Source organism: Kitasatospora viridis, from assembly GCF_007829815.1.
GTDB lineage: Bacteria > Actinomycetota > Actinomycetes > Streptomycetales > Streptomycetaceae > Kitasatospora > Kitasatospora viridis.
Window position 1 is genome coordinate 4,645,651 of sequence record NZ_VIWT01000001.1, and the last position, 19,051, is coordinate 4,664,701.

Annotated in this window: 15 protein-coding genes; 10 read left to right on the forward strand and 5 right to left on the reverse strand. The window is 73.8% G+C overall.

Annotated elements, in window-relative coordinates:
* Positions 1 to 25: 25 nt before the first annotated feature.
* Positions 26 to 5,467 (forward strand): pullulanase-type alpha-1,6-glucosidase, encoded by a 5,442-nt coding sequence (gene pulA / locus FHX73_RS20950; RefSeq protein ID WP_246213621.1) that lies wholly within the window; start codon positions 26 to 28, stop codon positions 5,465 to 5,467.
* A gap of 68 nt (positions 5,468 to 5,535) precedes the next feature.
* Positions 5,536 to 5,874 carry a P-II family nitrogen regulator gene (locus FHX73_RS20955; protein ID WP_145906462.1) on the forward strand — a complete coding sequence of 113 codons (339 nt, stop codon included), beginning with the start codon at positions 5,536 to 5,538 and terminating at the stop codon, positions 5,872 to 5,874.
* 53 nt (positions 5,875 to 5,927) lie between these two features.
* Here the strand turns inward: FHX73_RS20955 and FHX73_RS20960 are convergent, their stop codons facing one another.
* Entirely contained in the window at positions 5,928 to 6,671 is a 744-nt protein-coding gene (locus FHX73_RS20960; protein WP_145906463.1) for an SDR family oxidoreductase, read from the reverse strand.
* 185 nt (positions 6,672 to 6,856) lie between these two features.
* Between FHX73_RS20960 and FHX73_RS20965 the strand changes: the two genes are divergently transcribed.
* The 5 genes from FHX73_RS20965 (at position 6,857) to FHX73_RS20985 (ending at position 12,244) form a co-directional block, all read left to right on the forward strand.
* Positions 6,857 to 8,125, forward strand: a complete 1,269-nt coding sequence (locus FHX73_RS20965) for an ROK family transcriptional regulator (RefSeq protein ID WP_145906464.1) — start codon at positions 6,857 to 6,859, stop codon at positions 8,123 to 8,125.
* The gene (locus FHX73_RS20970) at positions 8,122 to 9,180 is read left to right on the forward strand and encodes an enolase C-terminal domain-like protein (RefSeq protein ID WP_145906465.1); all 1,059 of its coding nucleotides are present in this window, start codon (positions 8,122 to 8,124) and stop codon (positions 9,178 to 9,180) included. The genes FHX73_RS20965 and FHX73_RS20970 overlap by 4 nt, the downstream gene beginning before the upstream one ends.
* A 220-nt stretch (positions 9,181 to 9,400) precedes the next feature.
* Positions 9,401 to 10,453 (forward strand): alpha/beta hydrolase, encoded by a 1,053-nt coding sequence (locus FHX73_RS20975; protein WP_145906466.1) that lies wholly within the window; start codon positions 9,401 to 9,403, stop codon positions 10,451 to 10,453.
* A 283-nt stretch (positions 10,454 to 10,736) separates the two neighbouring features.
* A complete protein-coding gene (locus FHX73_RS20980; protein WP_170304985.1) occupies positions 10,737 to 11,396 on the forward strand; it encodes a hemerythrin domain-containing protein in 660 nt (219 codons plus the stop codon).
* A 140-nt stretch (positions 11,397 to 11,536) separates the two neighbouring features.
* Positions 11,537 to 12,244: a hypothetical protein gene (locus tag FHX73_RS20985; protein ID WP_145906468.1), complete on the forward strand. Its 708-nt coding sequence runs from the start codon at positions 11,537 to 11,539 to the stop codon at positions 12,242 to 12,244.
* 61 nt (positions 12,245 to 12,305) lie between these two features.
* On the opposite strand, the gene FHX73_RS20990 is transcribed toward FHX73_RS20985, so the two are convergent.
* Positions 12,306 to 12,758, reverse strand: coding sequence for a hypothetical protein (locus tag FHX73_RS20990; RefSeq protein ID WP_145906469.1), 453 nt, complete (start codon positions 12,756 to 12,758; stop codon positions 12,306 to 12,308).
* Between the two features lie 81 nt (positions 12,759 to 12,839).
* On the opposite strand from FHX73_RS20990, the gene FHX73_RS20995 reads away from it, so the two are divergent.
* Both FHX73_RS20995 and FHX73_RS21000 read left to right on the forward strand, forming a co-directional pair.
* Complete coding sequence (locus tag FHX73_RS20995) at positions 12,840 to 14,879, forward strand: glycoside hydrolase (RefSeq protein ID WP_145906470.1); 2,040 nt, start codon at positions 12,840 to 12,842, stop codon at positions 14,877 to 14,879.
* A 64-nt stretch (positions 14,880 to 14,943) separates the two neighbouring features.
* On the forward strand, positions 14,944 to 15,246 hold the full coding sequence (locus tag FHX73_RS21000) for a hypothetical protein (protein ID WP_145906471.1): 303 nt from the start codon (positions 14,944 to 14,946) through the stop codon (positions 15,244 to 15,246).
* Between the two features lies 1 nt (position 15,247).
* Here the strand turns inward: FHX73_RS21000 and FHX73_RS21005 are convergent, their stop codons facing one another.
* Entirely contained in the window at positions 15,248 to 15,799 is a 552-nt protein-coding gene (locus FHX73_RS21005; RefSeq protein ID WP_145906472.1) for a DUF1697 domain-containing protein, read from the reverse strand.
* The gene (locus FHX73_RS21010; protein ID WP_145906473.1) at positions 15,796 to 16,155 is read right to left on the reverse strand and encodes an ArsC/Spx/MgsR family protein; all 360 of its coding nucleotides are present in this window, start codon (positions 16,153 to 16,155) and stop codon (positions 15,796 to 15,798) included. The genes FHX73_RS21005 and FHX73_RS21010 overlap by 4 nt, the downstream gene beginning before the upstream one ends.
* Before the next feature lie 140 nt (positions 16,156 to 16,295).
* On the opposite strand from FHX73_RS21010, the gene FHX73_RS21015 reads away from it, so the two are divergent.
* Complete coding sequence (locus FHX73_RS21015; RefSeq protein ID WP_170304986.1) at positions 16,296 to 17,417, forward strand: PP2C family protein-serine/threonine phosphatase; 1,122 nt, start codon at positions 16,296 to 16,298, stop codon at positions 17,415 to 17,417.
* Positions 17,418 to 17,424: 7 nt separating this feature from the next.
* On the opposite strand, the gene FHX73_RS21020 is transcribed toward FHX73_RS21015, so the two are convergent.
* Entirely contained in the window at positions 17,425 to 19,050 is a 1,626-nt protein-coding gene (locus FHX73_RS21020) for a DUF2079 domain-containing protein (RefSeq protein ID WP_246213622.1), read from the reverse strand.
* Between the last annotated feature and the right edge of the window lies 1 nt (position 19,051).

A 19,051-nucleotide genomic window follows, 5' to 3' on the forward strand; every position in this document is an offset into this window, starting at 1 on the left:
CCGAACGAGACCGAGTCGGACGGGGGTGCTGCTCGCGGTCGCGCTCACGGCCGCGGCGCTGGGTCCCCTGCCGCTCGCCGCGGCGGCCGCACCTCCGCCACCACCGTCCGACCGGGCGGTGGCCGACCAGGCCGGTCGGCACGACCTGACCCGGGAGCAGTACTACTTCGTGCTGCCCGACCGGTTCGCCAACGGCGACCCGGGCAACGACACCGGGGGCATCACCGGCGGCCGGCTGGACACCGGGTTCGACCCCACCGACAAGGGCTTCTACCACGGCGGCGACCTGGCCGGCGTGATCGACAAGCTCGACTACATCAAGGGGCTGGGCACCACCGCGATCTGGCTGGCGCCGATCTTCAAGAACAAGCCGGTGCAGGGCACCGGTGACTCGGCCTCGGCCGGCTACCACGGCTACTGGATCACCGACTTCACCCAGGTGGATCCGCACTTCGGCACCAACGCCCAGCTCAAGGAGCTGATCGCGAAGGCGCACCAGCGCGGGATCAAGGTCTTCTTCGACGTGATCACCAACCACACCGCGGACGTGATCGACTACGCCGAGGGGAGCCACGACTACCGCTCCACCGGCGCCTACCCGGTGCTGGACAAGAACGGCGCGCCGGTGGACACCACCGCGATAGCGAACGCCAATGCCGCGAACCACGCGTCCAACTACCCCGACCTGACGCCGAACTCCTTTCCCTACACCCCCGTGGTGACCCAGCCCGGCGTGAAGAAGCCGGACTGGCTCAACGACCCGACGCTCTACCACAACCGCGGCGACTCGACCTTCGCCGGTGAGTCGGCCACCGAGGGCGACTTCTCGGGGCTGGACGACCTGGACACCCAGGACCCCCGGGTGGTGCGCGGCTTCGAGCAGGTCTACCAGGACTGGGTGCGCACCACCGGTGTGGACGGGTTCCGGATCGACACCGTCAAGAACGTCGACATGGCCTTCTGGCAGCAGTGGGCGCCCGCGCTGAAGCAGTTCGCGGCCAAGCAGGGCAACAAGAACTTCTTCATGTTCGGCGAGGTGTACGACGCGGACCCGGCGGTCACCTCGCCCTACGTGACCAAGGGGAAGCTGCAGGCCACCCTGGACTTCCCGTTCCAGGACGCGGCCCGCCGCTACGTCTCGCAGGGTGGCTCGGCCCAGGCGCTCTCCGCGCTCTACGCGCAGGACTACCGCTACACCTCGGCCGACAGCAACGCCTACGAGCTGCCGACCTTCACCGGCAACCACGACATGGGCCGGATCGGCTCCTTCCTGCTCGCCGACAACCCCGGCGCCGACCAGGCCACCCTGCTGGCCAAGGACCAACTGTCCGACCAGTTGCAGTTCCTGACCCGTGGTCAACCCGTGGTCTACTACGGCGACGAGCAGGGGTTCACCGGCCCGGGCGGTGACAAGGACGCCCGGCAGGACATGTTCGCCACCAGGACCGCCGAGTACGCGGCCGATCCGGTGATCGGCGGCCAGGCCGGCTCGATGGACCGGTACGGCACCAACGTGCCGCTCTACCAGGGGATCTCCGAGCTGGCCAAGCTGCGCGCGGCGAACCCGGCGCTGCAGGACGGCGCGCAGGTCGAGCGGTACGCGGCCAACGGGCCCGGGGTGTACGCGTTCTCCCGGATCGACGCCAAGCAGCAGGTCGAGTACCTGGTGGCCGTCAACAACGCGACGACCGCGCAGACCGTGCAACTGCCCACCTGCTCGGCGGGCACGGGCTTCGACCGGATCTACCCGAGCGCCGGGGGCAGGCTCGCCACGGGTGCCGACGCCGAGCTGACCGTCACCGTGCCGCCGCTCTCCTCGGTGGTCTACGAGGCGGCCGGCAAGCTCGCCCCGTCCGCGGCCGCGCCCGGGATCGCGCTGACCCCGCCGGCCGACGGCAGCGTCGGCCCGGTCACGCTGGCCGCGCAGGTGGACGGCGGCGGCTACCACCGGGTCGGGTACGCCGCGCAGGTCGGCAACGGCAAGTGGCAGTTGCTCGGCACCTCGGACACCGGTGTGGACAAGGTGACCCAGGACCTGACCGGCGTGGCGCCGGGCACCGTGGTCCGCTACAAGGCCGTGGTGCAGGACGACGCCGGCCACCTGCGGGCCGCCACCGCGAGCTTCACCACCGGCACCCCGGCCCCGCAGCTCCCGCCGACCACCGACTCCCGTCAGTACGCGGTGGTGCACTACCAGCGCCCGGACGGCAACTACGACGGCTGGAACCTCTACGCCTGGGGCGACTTGGCCGACGGCGAGTCGACCAGCTGGCCCGCCGGGCACCCGTTCGTCGGCCGGGACGCCTACGGGGCCTTCGCCTACGTCAAGTTGAAGCCAGGTGCCTCCGACGTCGGGTTCATCGTGGAGGACAACGGCACCAAGGACGTCGCGCAGGACCGGCACATCGACATCGGCAGCACCGGCGAGGTCTGGGTCAAGCAGGGCGACCCGACCGTGTACACCGCGGACCCGGGCCCGACCAGCAGCCCGCCGACGAACACGGCGGTGATCCACTACCACCGGGCCGACGGCGACTACGCCGGCTGGGGCCTGCACGTCTGGACCGGCGCGGCCACCCCGACCGACTGGACCCACCCGCTGCCGCCGGCCCGTCAGGACGCCTTCGGCGAGGTCTTCGAGGTGCCGCTGGCCGCCGGGGCGACCAGCCTGAGCTACATCGTGCACAACGGCGACACCAAGGACCTGCCCGACGACCAGTCGCTTCCGCTCGCCAACGGCCGCGAGGTCTGGATCAACGGCGGCACCGAGGGCTACGTGCTGCCCGAAACCGCCACGCCCAGCGCGCAGTTGGACCTGAGCACGGCCAAGGCGCAGTGGCTGGACGCCAACACCGTCGCCGTCCCGGCCGGTTACGGCGCCGACGACGCCACGCTGGCCGGCGGCACCAGCGCGCAGCTGGTGTACGACCCGGCCGGCGGCATCACCCTGGACAAGGGCGTGTTGAGCAAGCAGGGCTACTGGCTGCGGCTCAACCCGGTCGCGGGCGGCCTGACCGCCGCGCAGCGGCAGAAGTACCCCAACCTGGCCGGCTACCGCGCGTTCAGCGTGGACCAGCGCGACACCGCCCGGGTGCGGCCGGCCCTGCGCTCCCAGCTGGCCTTCACCGAACACCTGCCCGACGGCGCGGTGTTGGCCGCCACCGGCGTGCAACTGCCGGGCGTGCTGGACGACCTGTACGGCGGCAAGGCGGCGAAGGCCGCGCTGGGGCCGGTCTACCAGGGCGACAAGGTCACCCTGGCGGTCTGGGCGCCGACCGCCCAGGACGTCTCGGCACAGCTCTATGACGGCCCGACCGGCGGCAGCCCGAAGACCGTGGCGATGAAGCGGGACGACGCCACCGGCGTCTGGTCGCTGACTGCCGACAAGAAGCAGCTGAACGGCAAGTACTACACCTACCAGGTCAAGGTCTGGGCGCCGAGCATCCAGCAGCTGGTGACCAACCAGGTGACGGACCCTTACTCGGTCGGCCTGTCACCGGACGCCGGGCGCAGCCTGGTGGCCGACCTGACGGACCGTTCGACCAAGCCGGCCGGCTGGGACCAGACCAAGGCCCCGCCGCCCGTGCCGCCCACGAAGCAGCAGATCCAGGAGCTGCAGGTGCGTGACTTCTCGTCCGCCGACAGCACCGTGCCGGCCGCCGAGCGGGGCAGCTACCTGGCCTTCACCGACCCGCAGTCGGCCGGCATGCAGCACCTGAAGGACCTCGCCGAGGCCGGTGTCACCACCGTCCACCTGCTGCCCACCTTCGACATCGCCTCGATCCCGCCGGCCGCCGACCAGCAGCTGCCGCCCTGCGACCTGGCCGCGCTGCCCAAGGACGGCCCGGCCCAGCAGGACTGCATCGCGAAGGTGTCGGCCCAGGACGCCTACAACTGGGGCTACGACCCGCGGCACTACACCGTCCCCGAGGGCGCCTACGCCACCGACCCGAGCGGGATGCAGCCCACGGTGCAGTTCCGGCAGATGGTGCAGGCGCTGCACCAGGCGGGCCTGCGGGTGGTGCTGGACGTGGTCTACAACCACACCGCCGCCGCCGGCCAGGATCCGAACTCGGTGCTGGACCGGATCGTGCCCGGCTACTACCAGCGGCTCAGTGACACCGGCGCCGTCACCACGGACAGCTGCTGCGCCGACACCGCGCCCGAGCACACCATGATGAACAAGCTGGTGGTGGACTCGGTGACCACCTGGGCCGCGCAGTACAAGGTGGACGGCTTCCGGTTCGACCTGATGGGCCTGGACCCGAAGTCGACCATGCTGGACGTGCAGTCGGCGCTGCACCGGCTCACCCCGCAGCACGACGGGGTGGACGGCGCCGCCGAGTTCCTCTATGGCGAGGGCTGGAACTTCGGCGTGGTGGCGAACGACGCGCGGTTCGTCCAGGCCACCCAGCAGCACATGGCCGGCACCGGCATCGCGACCTTCGACGACCGGATCCGGGACGCCGGGCGGGGCGGCAACTTCACGCTCTCCTCCGCGCCGCAGCAGGGCTTCGCCTCCGGGCTCTACACCGACCCGAACGGCGACCCCGCCAACGGGACGGCGGACCAGCAGAAGGCCGCGCTGCTGCACCAGACGGACCAGATCCAGGTCGGCCTGACCGGCGACCTGGCCGGCTACTCCTTCACCGACAGCTCCGGAAAGACCGTCACCGGCGCCCAGGTGGACTACAACGGCTCGCCCACCGGCTACGCCGCCAACCCCGGCGACGCCGTCGAGTACCTGGACGCGCACGACAACACCGACCTGTTCGACGCGCTCGCCTACAAGCTGCCGACCACCACCAGCCCCGCCGACCGGGCCCGGATGCAGGCCCTCGGGCTCTCGCTCACCGCGCTCACCGAGGGCCCCGGCTTCGCGGTGGCCGGCAGCGACCTGCTCCGCTCCAAGTCGCTGGACAGCAACTCCTACGACTCCGGCGACTGGTTCAACGCGATCCACTGGAGCTGTGCGAGTGGCACCGGTTGGGACCACGGCCTGCCGCCGGCCGCCGGCAACCGGTCGATGTGGCCGACCGACAAGTCCCTGCTGGACAACCCGGCGCTCACCATGGGCTGCGACCAGGTGCTGGCGACCGCCGAGCAGTACCGCCAGTTCCTGACGATCAAGCAGTCCTCGCCGCTGTTCGCCCTGTCCACCGCCGCCGAGGTGCAGCGCCGGCTGAGCTTCCCGCTCTCCGGCACGGCCGGCCAGACCCCCGGAGTGATCACCATGCACCTGGACGGCACCGGGCTGCCCGGTGCCGAGCACGGCCTGACCGTGGTCTTCAACGCGACCCCGGCCACCCAGGCCCAGCAGCTGCCCGCCCTGCGCGGCACCACCGAGCGGCTGCACCCGGCCCAGGCCGGTGGCACCGACCCGGTGGTCAAGCGGGCCGCGTTCGACCCGGCGACCGGGACCTTCAGCGTCCCGGCGCGCACCGTGGCGGTCTTCGTCCAGCCCTGACCGACCCGGTGGCCGGGCGCGGGACGGTTCCCGCGCCCGGCCACCCCGAGCGCCTACCATCACGCGGTATGAAGCTGATCACCGCGATCCTGAAGCCCTACAAGCTGGACGACGTGAAGGCCGCCCTCCAGGACCTCGGGGTGCACGGCGTGACGGTCTCCGAAGCCTCCGGCTACGGCCGCCAGCACGGCCACACCGAGGTCTACCGCGGCGCCGAGTACCGGGTCGACCTGGTGCCGAAGGTCCGCCTGGAGACCGTCGTGCCGGACGACGACGCCGAACACGTGATCGAGGCGATCGTCAAGGCCGCCCGCACCGGCAAGATCGGCGACGGCAAGGTCTGGGCCGTCCCGGTCGACACCGTGGTCCGGGTCCGCACCGGCGAACGCGGCCCGGACGCGATCTGACGGAGCGTCACCGGAGCCATTGCCGGAGCTCCGCGCCCGGGGTTGACGGTCCGTCAGCCCCGGCCGATGTACGGCATGGTGGTGGCCAGCACGGTGGCGAACTGGATGTTGGCCTCCAGCGGGAGCTCGGCCATGTGGCGGACGGTGCGGGCGACGTCGGCCACGTCCATGGTGGGCTCGGGGGCGATCCGGCCGTCGGCCTGCGGGACGCCGGTGGTCATGGCGGCGGTCATGTCGGTGGCGGCGTTGCCGATGTCGATCTGGCCGCAGGCGATCCGGTGCGGGCGGCCGTCGAGCGAGAGCGACTTGGTCAGGCCGGTGACCGCGTGCTTGGTCGCGGTGTAGGCGACCGAGTCGGGGCGGGGCGCGTGGGCCGAGATGGAGCCGTTGTTGATGATCCGGCCGCCCTGCGGGCGCTGGCCCTTCATCTGCCGGAAGGCGGCCTGCGCGCAGAGGAAGGCGCCGGTCAGGTTGAGGTCCACCACGGCGCGCCAGTCCTGGTAGGACAGGTCCTCCAGCGGGACCGGGGCGCCGAAGCTGCCGGCGTTGTTGAAGAGCAGGTCGAGCCGGCCGAAGCGCTCGGCGACCTCGGCGAACAGGGCGTCCACGGCGGCCGGCTCGGTGACGTCGGTGGGGATCACGGCGGCCGGGGCGCCGGTCAGCCGGGCGGTCTCGTGCAGCGGCTCGGCCCGGCGGCCGGCCAGCGCGAGCCGCCAGCCGGAGCGGGCGAGTTCCAGTGCGACCGCGCGGCCCACTCCGGTGCCGGCTCCGGTGACGACGGCGATCTGCTGCGGCATTGCGGTGCTCCCTGGGGCTGGTGGTGGCATCGATGATCGCCGAGCGGCTCGGCGGGTGTCATTGGTAGGAGTACACGGAACAGGGGCTTGTCAGGAGTGCGGTCCATGGTTAGGTTCACTGATTAAGTTTCCGAAAATTAGTCCGAACGCCAAGCGATAGAGTGCCCGGGAGGAGGCGACCACCCGTGAACGTTCGCAGCGACCAGCAGCCCCAGGGCCTGATCACTCCCGGCCAGCGCGCCGAGTACATGCGGCAGGGCAACGCCTCCGCGGTGCTCCGCGCGGTGCTGGCCTACGGCCCGGTCTCCCGGGCCGAGATCGCCCGGCACACCGGCCTGTCCGCGCCCAGCGTGACCAAGTTGACGAGCAGTCTGATCGAGTGCGGCCTGCTCGGCGAGCTCGCCCCGCTGGAGCCGACCCAGGGCCGCCCCCGGGTGCCGCTGCGGGTGGACCCGGAGCGCACCGTGGCGCTCGGCATCCACATCGGCCTGCTGCGCACCACCTTCGGGCTGGTCGGGCTGGACGGCCGGATCCTGGCCGAGCGCGAGGTCGCCCACCCCGCCGACCCGGCGCGGCTCACCCCGGCGCGGCTCGCCGAGCTGGCCGCCGGCGCGGTCAACCGGTTCCTCGACGAGCGGCTGGGCGACCGCCGCCTGGTCGGCACCGGCGTCAGCATCGGCGGCTGGGTGGACGGCGCCCGCGGTCTGGTGGTCGAGCACGGCCCGCTCGGCTGGCGCAACGTGCCGCTGCTCGGCGAGCTGGCCGACCGGCTGCCCGGCCCGCTGGTGCTGGAGCAGACGGTGCGGGCGATCGCCCGGGCCGAGCTCTGGTTCGGCGCCGGCCGCGAGGTGGACGACTTCGTGCTGGTCTTCCTGGGCAACGTGCTCGGCGCGGCGATCGTGGTGGACCGCACCGTGCACCGCGGCCCGGGCGCCGCGGCCGGCGCGATCGAGCACCTGCTCGCCACCGACGACCCGTCAGTGCGATGTCCGGTCTGCGGGGTGGGCTGCCTGAGCGCCACCGCGGGCGACCTGGCGCTGGTCGCCGAGGCCCGCGCGGCCGGGCTGCTGGACGACGCGGCGCCGCCGGGACCGGGCGGCTCGCTGGACCTGGAGCGGCTGGTGGCGATCGCCCGCCCGGCCGGCTCCGGCAGCGGCGACGAGCGGGCCCAGGAGCTGCTGCGCCGCCGGGCGCGGCGGGCCGGGCGGGCGATCGCCACCATGGTCGACCTGGTCAACCCGAGCCGGGTGGTGCTGGCCGGCGGCATCCTGGTGGCCGAGGAGTACCTGGACGACCTGCGCGCCGAGGTCGCCGCGCGCAGCCACCGCGGCGCAGCGGTCGCCGCCGACATCGTGCCCGCCGTGTTCGGCGCCCGGACCCTGGTGCGGTCCTCGGCGGTGCCGGTGCTGGAGCGGGTGATCACCGAACCGTTCACCTCCCTGGGGCTGCTGTGACCACTGTCGTCGCACCGTTCGCCACCCACACCCAGCACGCCGAGCTGTACCACTGCGCGGCCGGCGGGCACACCGACTGGCTGCTGCTGCGGCTCACCGATCCGGACGGGGTGACCGGCTGGGGCGAGTGCTCGGACGCCGGGCCGCTCGCGGCCGTGCTGCGGGTGCTGGCGGGGGAGGCGGCGGACGCCGCCACCTGCCGCGCGGTGCGCGGCGCGGTCCGGCAGGCGCTCGCCGACCAGGCGGCCCGGCGGGCCGGGCAGCCGCTCTGGCAGTGGCTGGGCGCGCACCGCCCGCCCGGCCCGGTCGAGTTGACCGCCCTGCTGCGGCGCACCGCGCACCCGGGCACGGCCGCCGCCGACGCCGGGGCCGCCGTCGCGGCCGGCTTCGCCACGGTGCGGATCGCGCCCTTCGACAGCCCCGGCGGCGACCGGCTCGGCCACCTCGGGCTGGCCCGGGTGCGGGCCGTGCGGGCCGCGGTCGGCGCCTCGGTGCGCCTGCTGGTGGACTGTCACCAGCGGCTCCCGCTCGGCGAACTGACGCCGTTGCTGGCCCCGCTCGCCCGGCTCGGGGTGGACCGGCTGGAGGACGGCGCGAGCCTGGCCCGCCCGGCCGAGCTGGCCGAGCTGCGCCGCCGCACCGCGCTCCCGCTGGCCGCCCGGGCCGACTCGGCCGGCCCCGGGCAGCTCGCCCGGGCGGCCGGCCTGGTCGACCTGCTGCTGGTCGACGCGCGCCGGGCCGGCGGCCCGGCCGCCGTGCTGGAGCTCGCCGCGTCCGGTGCCCGGGTGGGGCTGCGCAACCCGAGCGGCCCGATCGCCACCCTGCACAGCGCGCACCTGGCCGCCGCGCTCCCGGGGGAGCCGCTGGAGTACCCGTTCGGCGAGGTGGCCGCCGAGCGGCGCGCCGGGCTGCTGCGGGCGGGGGAGCGGATCAGCGGCGGCCAGCTGCTGCTGCCGGCCGGCCCCGGGCTGGGCGACGAGCCCGACCTGCGCCACCCGGCGGTGGTGCCGCTGTGGCGCGGGGCGCTGACCGAGCCGGGCTGTCCCCCCGTCTGACGGGGTGTCCACCCCGCCGACCGGCCGGTTCTGGGCCGGGGACCTTGATTTTGCCGAACCAGTACCAAAGATTGGGTGGAGGGCCGCCCGGTCGCAACCGAGACGGATCCCGGCCACGTCATAGGATCAGCAGCACCGCGCGCCGCCCCTCTCCGGCGGCCCGGCACGGCCCGGCCGCATTCCGGTCGGGTGCCACCCACCAGTCGGAAGTCCGTTCACCGTGCAGCCGCGCCCCGTCCGTCCCCGTCACCTGTTCTCCACCGCCGTCGCACTGGCGCTGGCCGCCGCGCTGTCGGCCTGCGGGAGTTCGGACGGCAGCAAGAAGCCGGCGGCCGACTCGGCGCCGAAGGGTCCGGCCGCCGCCGCGCCGTCCGGCGGCGCCGCGAGCGGGTCGGCCGCGCCGAGTGCGAGCGCGAGCCCGAACAGCAGCGGCAAGGTGCAGCTGCCGACCGGACCGGCGACCCCGCTGACCAAGGCCCGGGACACCGCGGCCGGCCCGATCATGATGACCACGCTGACCGGCAAGAAGTCCGGGGTGACGGCGAAGGTGTGGATCTGGCTGCCGCCGGAGTACAACGACCCCAAGTACGCGAACTACGGCTTCCCCGTGCTCACCCTCTACGCCGGCGGCCAGAGCAACGGCTACAACACCTGGACCGACGACCAGCTGCCGATCCAGGTCGAGGACGAGCAGCTCGTCCAACAGGGCAAGGCGCACCCCTTCATCATGGTGATGCCGGTGCAGAACCTGGTCTCCAACGAGAGCCAGAGCCTGGACTGCAGCGACATCCCGGGCCAGCCCAAGATGGACACCTGGATGTCGCAGGACGTGCCGGACTTCGTCCGGGCCAACTTCCGCACCATCAAGAGCCGGGACGGCTGGGGCCTGATGGGCGCCTCCACCGGCGCGTTCTGCAGCGCCAAGATGGCGCTGCAGCACCCGGACCAGTACAAGGCCGCGGTGCCGATCGACGGCTACTTCGACCCGGACTCCTCGTTCTGGAAGGGGCACGAGACCGAGCGGCTGGCCAACAGCCCGGACGTGCTGGTCGGCCAGGGCAAGGCGGACGTGCGGATGCTGGCCACCGCCGGCGGCGCCACCCCGGACGAGGTCAAGCTGGTCAAGGCCTGGGTCGCCAAGGCGGCCCCGCCCACCAAGATCGACTACTACGAGCAGCCCGGCGGGAAGCACCTCACCTCGCACTTCAAGAAGATGATCCCCGACACCCTGCAGTGGCTGACCCAGAACCTCCAAGGGCCGACCGCCCCCTGACCGGATGTCCGGTCCCGCTGCACGGGGCGGTGTTGACGAACTGTCAGCACCGCCCCTTTTCGTCCGGACAGGGCTCTGACCTGCGCGGCAATCGGGCATTGATTCGGTTCTGATCGGCTGGGAGCAAGCTGGCCGCACGGCATCGCCACTCCGACTCACCGCGGGGCGCCGCCGAGAGGTCCGTTCCCCCGAGCCCGTCCTGACCGTGCCTGAGAAGAGTGTCATGCAGCCGCATCTGCTTTCCGTCCCCGCCCAGCGCGGTCCCAGTGAGGCGGTCCCAGCCGTGCGACCCGTCCGCTTCGCCGGCCTCAGGCTGGTCCATGCGGCCCTGCGCCGCGACCTCGCCAGGATCCCCACCGCCCTGCGCCTGCTGCAGCCCACCGACGAGGCCCAGGGCGAGGCGCTGATGCGCCACTGGGACTTCCTCACCGCGATGCTCACCTGCCACCACGAGCAGCAGGACGTCCGGATCTGGCCGATGCTGCGCCGCTTCGCCCCCGAACTGCGGCTGCTGGTCAACTGGCTGGAGGACGACCACCACAACCTGGACCACTCCTTCACCCGCACCACCACGCTGATGCGGATCGGCACCCGGGACCCGGCCAGCGCCTGGCCGGTGGCCTACGCGGTCGAGGAGCTGGCCGCCCGGCTGGAGACCCACCTGCGGATCGAGGAGGAGCAGGTGCTGCCGGTGATGGCCGAACTGCTCGCCCCGCAGTCCCGGGTCGGCACCCTCGGCGAACTGCTCGACCTGCTGCGCCTGGCCGAGGGCCCGGGCGCGCCGGACGCGCTGGCCTGGCTGCTGGAGGGCGTGGCGCCCGAGCAGGTGGAGGCGCTGCTGGCCGACTGCGACGACCTGATGGCCCGTCAGTGGCCGCACTGGCAGGCGGTCTACGCGCGGTGCACGGCGCAGCTGTGGGGGACCGTGCCGAGCGTGGACTGACGGGGCGTCGGCTCGCGCCGACCTCCGCGGCGGCGACCGGCACGTTCGGGCTACCCGCGATGGCAGCCCGCGCGCAACGGTGCCCAAGGTGGAGACAGACCGTCAAGAGCCGGTCACACCTTGGAAGGACAGCCATCTCCATGCAGCTGCAGAGAAAGTGGACCTCGGTCCTGATCACCGCCGCGGTCGCGGGCACCGTCGCCGTCACCGGAGTCGCCGCCGGGTACGCCGCCGCGGACCACCACCCGATGGTCCAGGCACCCGCCGCGGCGCCGGACGTCGCGGCACCGGACGTCGCGCACACCCTGGCCGCCGTCGGCGCGCTCGGCGCGGTGCTCCACACGGTCGGCGACCTGGCCGGTGCCGTGGCGCCCGCGAACGGTGCGGCGGCCGACCCCGCGGTGCTCAACGCCAAGCTCGCGCAGCTCGACGCGGCGTCGGGCAAGCTCAAGGCCGCGCTGCCGGCGGCGCCGGCCGTGCCCGCCGTGCCGTCGGGTGTCGCGGTGCCGTCGGGCGTGCCCTCCGCGCCCGGCGTGCCGTCAGGGTCCGTTGCTCCGTCGGTCGCTCCGTCCGTTGCCCCGTCCGGGGTCGCGGTGCCGGAGAACCCGCTCCCCATGCCGGCCGGCCCGGGCCGGGTGCAGCTCGGCGGCCCGGTCCAGCGCGCCACCCTCCCCGTGGCCAGCGTCGAGGACCAGCTGACCGCCCTGCGCCAGCACGCCGGCGACCTGGTCACCGCCGCCACCGCCGCCAAGCCCGACCAGGCCGCGGTGCAGAAGGCGATGGCGCCGCTCTCCGCCGACGCGCTCGGCCTCGGCGCCGCTGCGATGGCCCGCCTCGGCGCCGTCTGACGCTCGGTCAGACGACTCGGCCCGTGCTCCGCGAGGGGAGCGCGGGCCGAGTCGCGTGAGCTCAGCCGGCCGGGGGGCCGAAGGCCGGGTCGGCCAGGTCGAGCCGCAGCCGGTTGCGCCAGTCGTTGGTGAAGACGGCCTCGCCGCCCTCCCAGTGCACGCCGGTGAAAGGGTTGGACCAGGAGCTCACCGCGACCCAGCGCACCGAGCGGTCGGCGCCGAGCCGGGCGAGGTGCCCGATGTTGCCCATCCCGCCGCCCCCGCCGGTCACCCAGCCCGACCCGTCCGGCAGCGGCGCCTCGAAGTAGCCGTCCGGCTCCTCGCTCCCGTCCTCCGCGACGGCCCGCGCCACGTCGAACGGTGCGCCGAAGCGCCACGGGATCGGCTGCCCGGCGTCCGGGTGGTAGGCGCCCGGGCCGTCGCAGAGCACCTCCAGCCCGGTGTCGTCCGCCCGGTACAGTCCGTCGCGGACCGGCAGCCGCCCGGCCGCCCAGAGGCGTTGGACCAGCCCCATCGCCGTCTCCGTCTCCGTCGTGCCGCCCCGTGGTCGACGGGTAAGAGCGGCTCTTATGTTCCGTCAGCATCCTTCATCCCCATGACGACCAAGAGCTCGGCCCCGCTGCCGCACCCCCGTCCGGCGCGCCGCGGGGCGGCCCTGGCGGCGCTCGCCCTGGCGGGCACCGCCACGCTCACCGGCGCCGGGTCCCCGGCCGCCCGCGCCGCCGACCGGGACCGCGCGCCGCGCGTGCACGGCAACGTCCTGGAGGTCCCGGTCGACGGCGGCGTGGCCGAGCTGCGCACCGACTCGCTGGCCGTCACCGCCCGGACCCGCGACGGGCGGACGCTGACCCTCTCCGCGCCCGCCGCCCAGCCCCTCGGGTCGCCCGGGCGGGTCACCGTCCGTGCGGGTACGGCGAGTTGGACGCTGCCCGGGCGCGGCCTCAGCATGACCGCCGCCGCGGTGGCCGGCCGGCTGCAGGTCACCGTGCACGACGAGCAGGACGGCGCCACGCTGGCCTGGCCGGTCACCGGCACCGACCCGTCCGCCGCCCAGCTCCAGCTGCCGAGCGGCGAGGGGCTGGGCATCCCGGTGGCCGATCCGTTCTGGAACTCGGCCACGACCGGTGTGGCGGGTGCCAGTTACGGCCTCGAATCGGACCTGAGCATGCCGCTGTGGGGCTACACGCTGGCCGGAGCGGGCGTCAGCTACCTGGTGCCGCAGCCGATCGGCACCTCCCTCGGCCTCGCCTCCCAGGACGGGCGGCTGCGCGGCACCGCCGTGCACACCTTCGCCCGGCGCGAGAACACCCAGGACTACACGGTCACCATCGCCCTCACCGCCCCCACGCCGACCGCCCCGGCGCAGGACTACCGCCGCTGGCTCGGCGACCACGGCGAACTGGTCACCCTGCGCAGCAAGATCGCCGCCAACCCCGAGGTCGGCAAGCTGCTCGGCGCCTTCCACGCCTACCTCTGGGGCTCCGCCCGCACCGCCCAGGGCGTCCAGCGGATGCAGGCGCTGGGCCTGTCCCGGCTCTGGCTCGGCTACGACTCCGACGACCAGCCGATGGACGCGCAGGCGGTCGCGGCCGCCGAGCGGGCGGGCTACCTGGTCGGCCCCTACGACTCGTTCGCCAACGCGCAGGACCCGGCCACCGCCGACGCCCCGACCTCCGTCTGGCCGGCCCCGGTCTACCCGGACTACTGCATCCACCGGCAGGACGGCTCGGTGCTCGCCGGCTTCCACGACCGCGGCTGCTACCTCAGCTCGCAAGCCTTCGCGCAGCACGACGAGTTGCTCGCCCGGCGGACCGCACAGCTGACCGCCAACGGGGCGAACAGCTACTTCCTGGACGTGGATGCGGCCGGCGAGCTGTACGACGACTTCAGCGCCGGTCACCCGATGAACCAGCAGCAGGACGAGGCCAACCGGCTCGCCCGGATGCGCCGACTCTCCGGCCCCGACCAGCTGGTGCTCGGCTCGGAGTCGGCGCGCAGCTGGGCCGCCCCGGTGCTCGCCTTCAGCCACGGCTCGCTGACCCCGACGACCGCCGGCGGGCTGTGGGCGCTGGAGCGGGACAAGAACACGTGGGGCGGCTACGCACCGGCCGGCGCGCCGGGCACCTTCTTCAAGCCGGTCACCCTGCCGGCCGACCTGGCCACGGCCATGTTCGACCCGAGGTACCGGATCCCGCTGCTGGAGACGGCGCTGCACGACTCCCAGGTGAACCTGGACCGTTGGGAGCTGTCCTACACCAAGTTCCCGGCCCTGGAGGGCACCCGGGCGTTGCAGGCCGTGCTGCAGGACACCCCGCTGAACCTGGTGCTGGACGGCCCGACACTGACCGCCGACGGCACGCAACTCGCCGCCCTGCAACAGTACTTCGCGCCGCTCCACGAGGCCGCCGGGACCCGGCCGATGACCGGCTTCGGCTACCTGAGCGCCGACCACCTGGTGCAGCGCAGCACGTTCGGCGACGGCGACCTCCAGGTCACCGCCAACTTCGGCACCACCAGCTACGGCCCCGACGCCCTGCCGGGCGGCTGCGTGGACGCCCGGCTGAAGGGCGACGCGCACCCGCGCCGCCTCTGCCCGGCGACCCTGCCGGGCGTCCCCCGGGACCCGGCGCGGTAGGAACCGCCCGGTCCCGCTCGGCGTCTCCTCCCGCTGAACGACCGCGCACGGAAGGAGACCACCCATGGATCGGCCGCGCAGGCTCTGGCTCCTGGTCTCCGCACTGCCGGCGGCCCCGATCGCCCTGCTGCTCGGCGTGCCGATCGTGCGCCGGGCCTGCTTCGGCGGCGACCGGGCGCCCTGGCTGGTGGTCTCCGGCGCGCTCTGGGTACTGCTGCTCGCCGCACTCAGGCTCACCCTCGACGGCCGCAGCGCCCGGGTGCGCTGGGGCGCGCCGGCGGTGCTCGGCCTGGCCGCGCTCGCGCTGGGCCTGGCCGACCACGCGCTGGGCCCGCTCCCAGTGGGCTGCTACGGCGACGTGCGCTAGCTCACCCCTTGCGGGCGGCCGCCAGGATCTTGACCGTGGTGTGGAAGAACCGGGCGGTCACCTGCCCGGGCCAGCCCTTGCCCAGGACGGGCTCCAGCTTGCCGACCGGTCGGCCGTCGATGATCCGCCCGACCGCGAAGGCCTCCGCGTCGGTCACCGCGATCACCTCGACGTCGCCGCGCTTCGTGCGGGCGGGCAGCTCCAGGTCGGCCGGCGGCGGCTCGGTGAGGAAGGCCACCAGCAGCCGGACGTCCGGGGTGACCTCGACGCCGCGGAACGGGTCGGCCTCCACCACCGCCGCCAGCTCCTCGACGGTGCGCAGCAGCACCGGCACCGGCCAGCCCAGCGCCTCGGCCAGGTGCGCCTCGATCCGCCGGCCGAGCTCCGCCCGGTCCAGCCCGGCCGGGTCGGTGAAGAAGACGTTGCCGCTCTGGATGTAGCTGCGGACGTCGACCAGGCCGACGTCCGCGAACAGCTCCCGCAGCCGCTCCATCTTCACCGTGCGGCCGCCGACGTTGACCGCCCGCAGCAGCGCTACCCAGGTCGTCGTCACGAGGGCAGCACCGAGCGCAGCGCCTCCTCGGTGCGGGCGACCACGGCGTGCCCGTCGTCGGCCGTGATGATCGGGCGCTGCACCAGGATCGGGTGCTCAGCCAGCGCCTCGATCCAGCGCGCCCGGTCGGCCTCCGTCCGCCCCCAGCCGCGCATGCCCAGCTCCTTGGCCGGCGCCTCGTCGAGCCGGGTGATGTCCCAGGGCTCCAACAGCAGCCGGCCCAGCACCGCCTCCAGCTCCGCCACCGTCGGCGGCACCTCCAGGTAACGGCGGACCGTGTACTCCAGCCCGGCCGCGTCCAGCTCCCTGACCGCGGCCCGGCACTTGCCGCAGCGCGGGTTGATCCAGATCTCCATGCCCCAAGCCTAGGGGCGGCACTCGCAAACCGGGACCTTGGTCCCGTTCGCCGGTGCCGAAGGGCCTCGGACGGCCGGTGGCCCGGTCGGCGAGCATGGAGGGACCGCCGATCCCCGCCAGGCCCGAGAGGAGCACCACCGTGTCCGGAGGAGCCGAAGCGCGCCGCATCGCCGGCTCGCACACGCCGGCCGAGGCCGATGCGCCGCCGCGCTGGGTGCGCTTCCTGCCGCTCCTGCTGGTGCTCACCGACCTGGTCATCGAGGTGGCGTTCCCGCAGGCCACCGCCGCCGGGTTCCTGCTCACCGCCCTGCCGGTGCTGGTCGCCTTCGGCGCCGGGCCCTGGCGCACCGCCCTCGCCGGCGTCGGCGCGCTGCTGCTCCAGGTGCTGCTCGCCGCGCACGCCGGCCACCTCTACGAGCACCACCACCTCTGGGTCTACCTCTCCACCGCGCTCGCCTCGCTGGCCGGCGTGATGCTGGCGCTGCAACGGGTGCGGCAGGCCCGCCACCTGGTGCTGGCCGGCACGGTCGCCGAGGCGCTGCGGCGCACCGTGCTGCACCCGGTGCCGGAGCAGGTCGGCGAGCTGCGCGCGGCGGTGCGCTACCGGGCCGCGCAGGCCGAGGTGGCGATCGGCGGCGACCTCTACGAGCTGGCCGGCACCCGGTTCGGCACCCGGGTGCTGCTCGGCGACGTGCGCGGCAAGGGCCTGGAGGCGGTCCGCACGGTCGCCGACCTGCTCGGCGCCTTCCGGGCCACCGCGCACGAGGTGGCCGACCTGGGCGAGCTGGCCGACCTGTTGGACCGTCAGGTGCGGCGCTGCGCGCTGGAGTACGGCGACGAGGAGCTGTTCGTCACCGCCGTGCTGCTGGAGCACCGGCCGGGCGCCGAGGAGCTCTCGGTGGTCAACCGCGGCCACCTCGACCCGGTGCTGCTGGCCGACGGGCGGGTGCAGACCGTACACAGCCGGCCCGACCTGCCGCTGGGCCTGGGCCACCTGCGCGGCCAGCCGGCCCCGGCCGCCGGCAGCATCCCGTTCACCGCGGGACGCACCCTGCTGCTGCACACCGACGGGCTCACCGAGGCGCGGGACGCGCAGGGCCGCTTCTACCCGCTGGCCGCCCGGCTGGCCACCCGCTTCCACAGCCGCTCGGCGGTCTCCCCGGAGCAGCTGGTCTCCTTCGTCACCGAGGACCTGGCGCACCACACCGGGGCGGCGGCCGACGACGACCTGGCGCTGCTGGCACTGGCCCCTGCGGTCTGAGTGACCGTCAGCCCTTGAACAGGTCGTGGCCGACGTCACCCGGCACCACGTCCTGGATCGGCTTGCTGCCCGGCCCCGGCACGTGCTCGCCTGGGATCGGCTGGTCGCCCACCCGGTGCAGCAGCAGCACGCCGCCGTCCGCGCTCGACCACACCTGCTGGTAGCCGTTGGCCAGCAGCAGCTGCGCCCGGGCGGCCTGCTCGGTCGGACTGGCGAACGGGAAGGACCGGTTCTTGGTGCGGATCAGCACGTACTCGCAGCCGCGCGGCACCTGGTCCACCAGCACCACGTGGTCGCGGGCGGTCAGCCGGGGTGCGATCTGGTTGTCGGCCTCCACCCAGACCCCGCTCGGGATCAGCGAGGCCGCCTTGATCAGCGACTTCTCGTCGTGCTGCGCCGTCCAGTTCGACGGGATCGCCAGCTCCATCAGCCCCAGCGGCACCGAGGCCAGCAGGCTGAACGCGGCCAGCGAGACGCCGAGCCGGGGCACCGCCGTGGTCCGGCCCCGGGCGTGCATCCGGGCCAGCACCTCGATCGCGGCGGTGAGCAGGAACGGCCAGAGGAAGGCGTCGTAGTGCCGGGCCACCGACCAGTGGTTGGGGTTGGTGGAGAGCACCCGCTCGGCCAGCAGCGGCAGCGCGCAGAGCACCGTGGCCGAGCGCAGCGGCAGCAGCGCCAGGGTGCCGAACAGCCAGAGCACCAGCAGCGGCTTGAGCGCGTGGTCGGTGGCCGCGTGCCAGAGCAGCGCCGGGTCGTGCAGCACGTTGTGCACCGCGCCGGAGGCGTTCGGGCCGAGCGTCTGGTAGTTCCAGTAGTAGCCGGGCTCACCGCCCATCGCCGGGATCGCCCACTGCACGGCCAGCACCGTGAAGGTGACGCCCATGACGAGCAGCACGCCGCCGACCAGCCGGGCCCGCCGCTGCTCGGGGGTGCGGCGGTGGCGCCAGAGCAGCACCACGCCGTAGGCGCTGACCGCCAGGCCCATGTCCTCCTTGGTGCAGCACAGCAGCACCGCGGCCACCAGCAGCGTGCCGTAGCGGCGGGCCATCCCGCGCTCCAGCATCAGCAGGCTGAGCGGCACCGCGAAGCCGACCTCGTGGAAGCCCACCTGGGAGGCGACCAGCAGCGGCCAGCCCAACCCGTAGACCAGGCCGGCCAGGTCGGCGGCCCGGTCGCGCAGCCGCTGGTCGGCGTGGGCGAAGTTGTGCCGGGCGATCCGCCGGATCAGCGGCACACCGGCGGCGAACAGCAGCGCCTGGCCGAGCAGCAGCGAGCGCGGGTCGTCCCAGATCCAGTAGAGCGGGGCGAGCAGCGCCAGCACCGGCGAGAAGTGGTCGCCGAGCAGCGAGAAGCCGGGCGGGAAGTTGTGGTGGTACCACTTCAGCGTGGAGACCGGGAGCTGGAAGTGCGCGTAGCCGCGCACGCCCTGGTCGAAGATGCCGAGGTCGAAGCCGCCGAGCCCGACCGAGGACCAGGCCCGCATCCCGGTGCCGAAGGTCACCGCGAAACAGAGCAGCGTCAGCAGCAGGGTCCGCCGGGACGGGCGGGGCAGCCGGCGCAGCCGGTGCAGCAGGGCGCCCTCGGCGACCGGCCCGCCGTCGGTGGCGAGCCGGGGCTCAGCTTGCGTGCTCAAG

Excerpts from the sequence above, each read along its gene's own strand:
- FHX73_RS20955 (WP_145906462.1), top strand. The coding sequence starts at position 5,536 with ATGAAGCTGATCACCGCGATCCTGAAGCCCTACAAGCTGGACGACGTG.
- FHX73_RS20995 (WP_145906470.1), top strand. The coding sequence starts at position 12,840 with ATGACGACCAAGAGCTCGGCCCCGCTGCCGCACCCCCGTCCGGCGCGC.
- FHX73_RS20990 (WP_145906469.1), bottom strand. The coding sequence starts at position 12,758 with ATGGGGCTGGTCCAACGCCTCTGGGCGGCCGGGCGGCTGCCGGTCCGC.
- FHX73_RS20960 (WP_145906463.1), bottom strand. The coding sequence starts at position 6,671 with ATGCCGCAGCAGATCGCCGTCGTCACCGGAGCCGGCACCGGAGTGGGC.
- FHX73_RS21010 (WP_145906473.1), bottom strand. The coding sequence starts at position 16,155 with ATGGAGATCTGGATCAACCCGCGCTGCGGCAAGTGCCGGGCCGCGGTC.
- FHX73_RS20985 (WP_145906468.1), top strand. The coding sequence starts at position 11,537 with ATGCAGCTGCAGAGAAAGTGGACCTCGGTCCTGATCACCGCCGCGGTC.
- FHX73_RS21000 (WP_145906471.1), top strand. The coding sequence starts at position 14,944 with ATGGATCGGCCGCGCAGGCTCTGGCTCCTGGTCTCCGCACTGCCGGCG.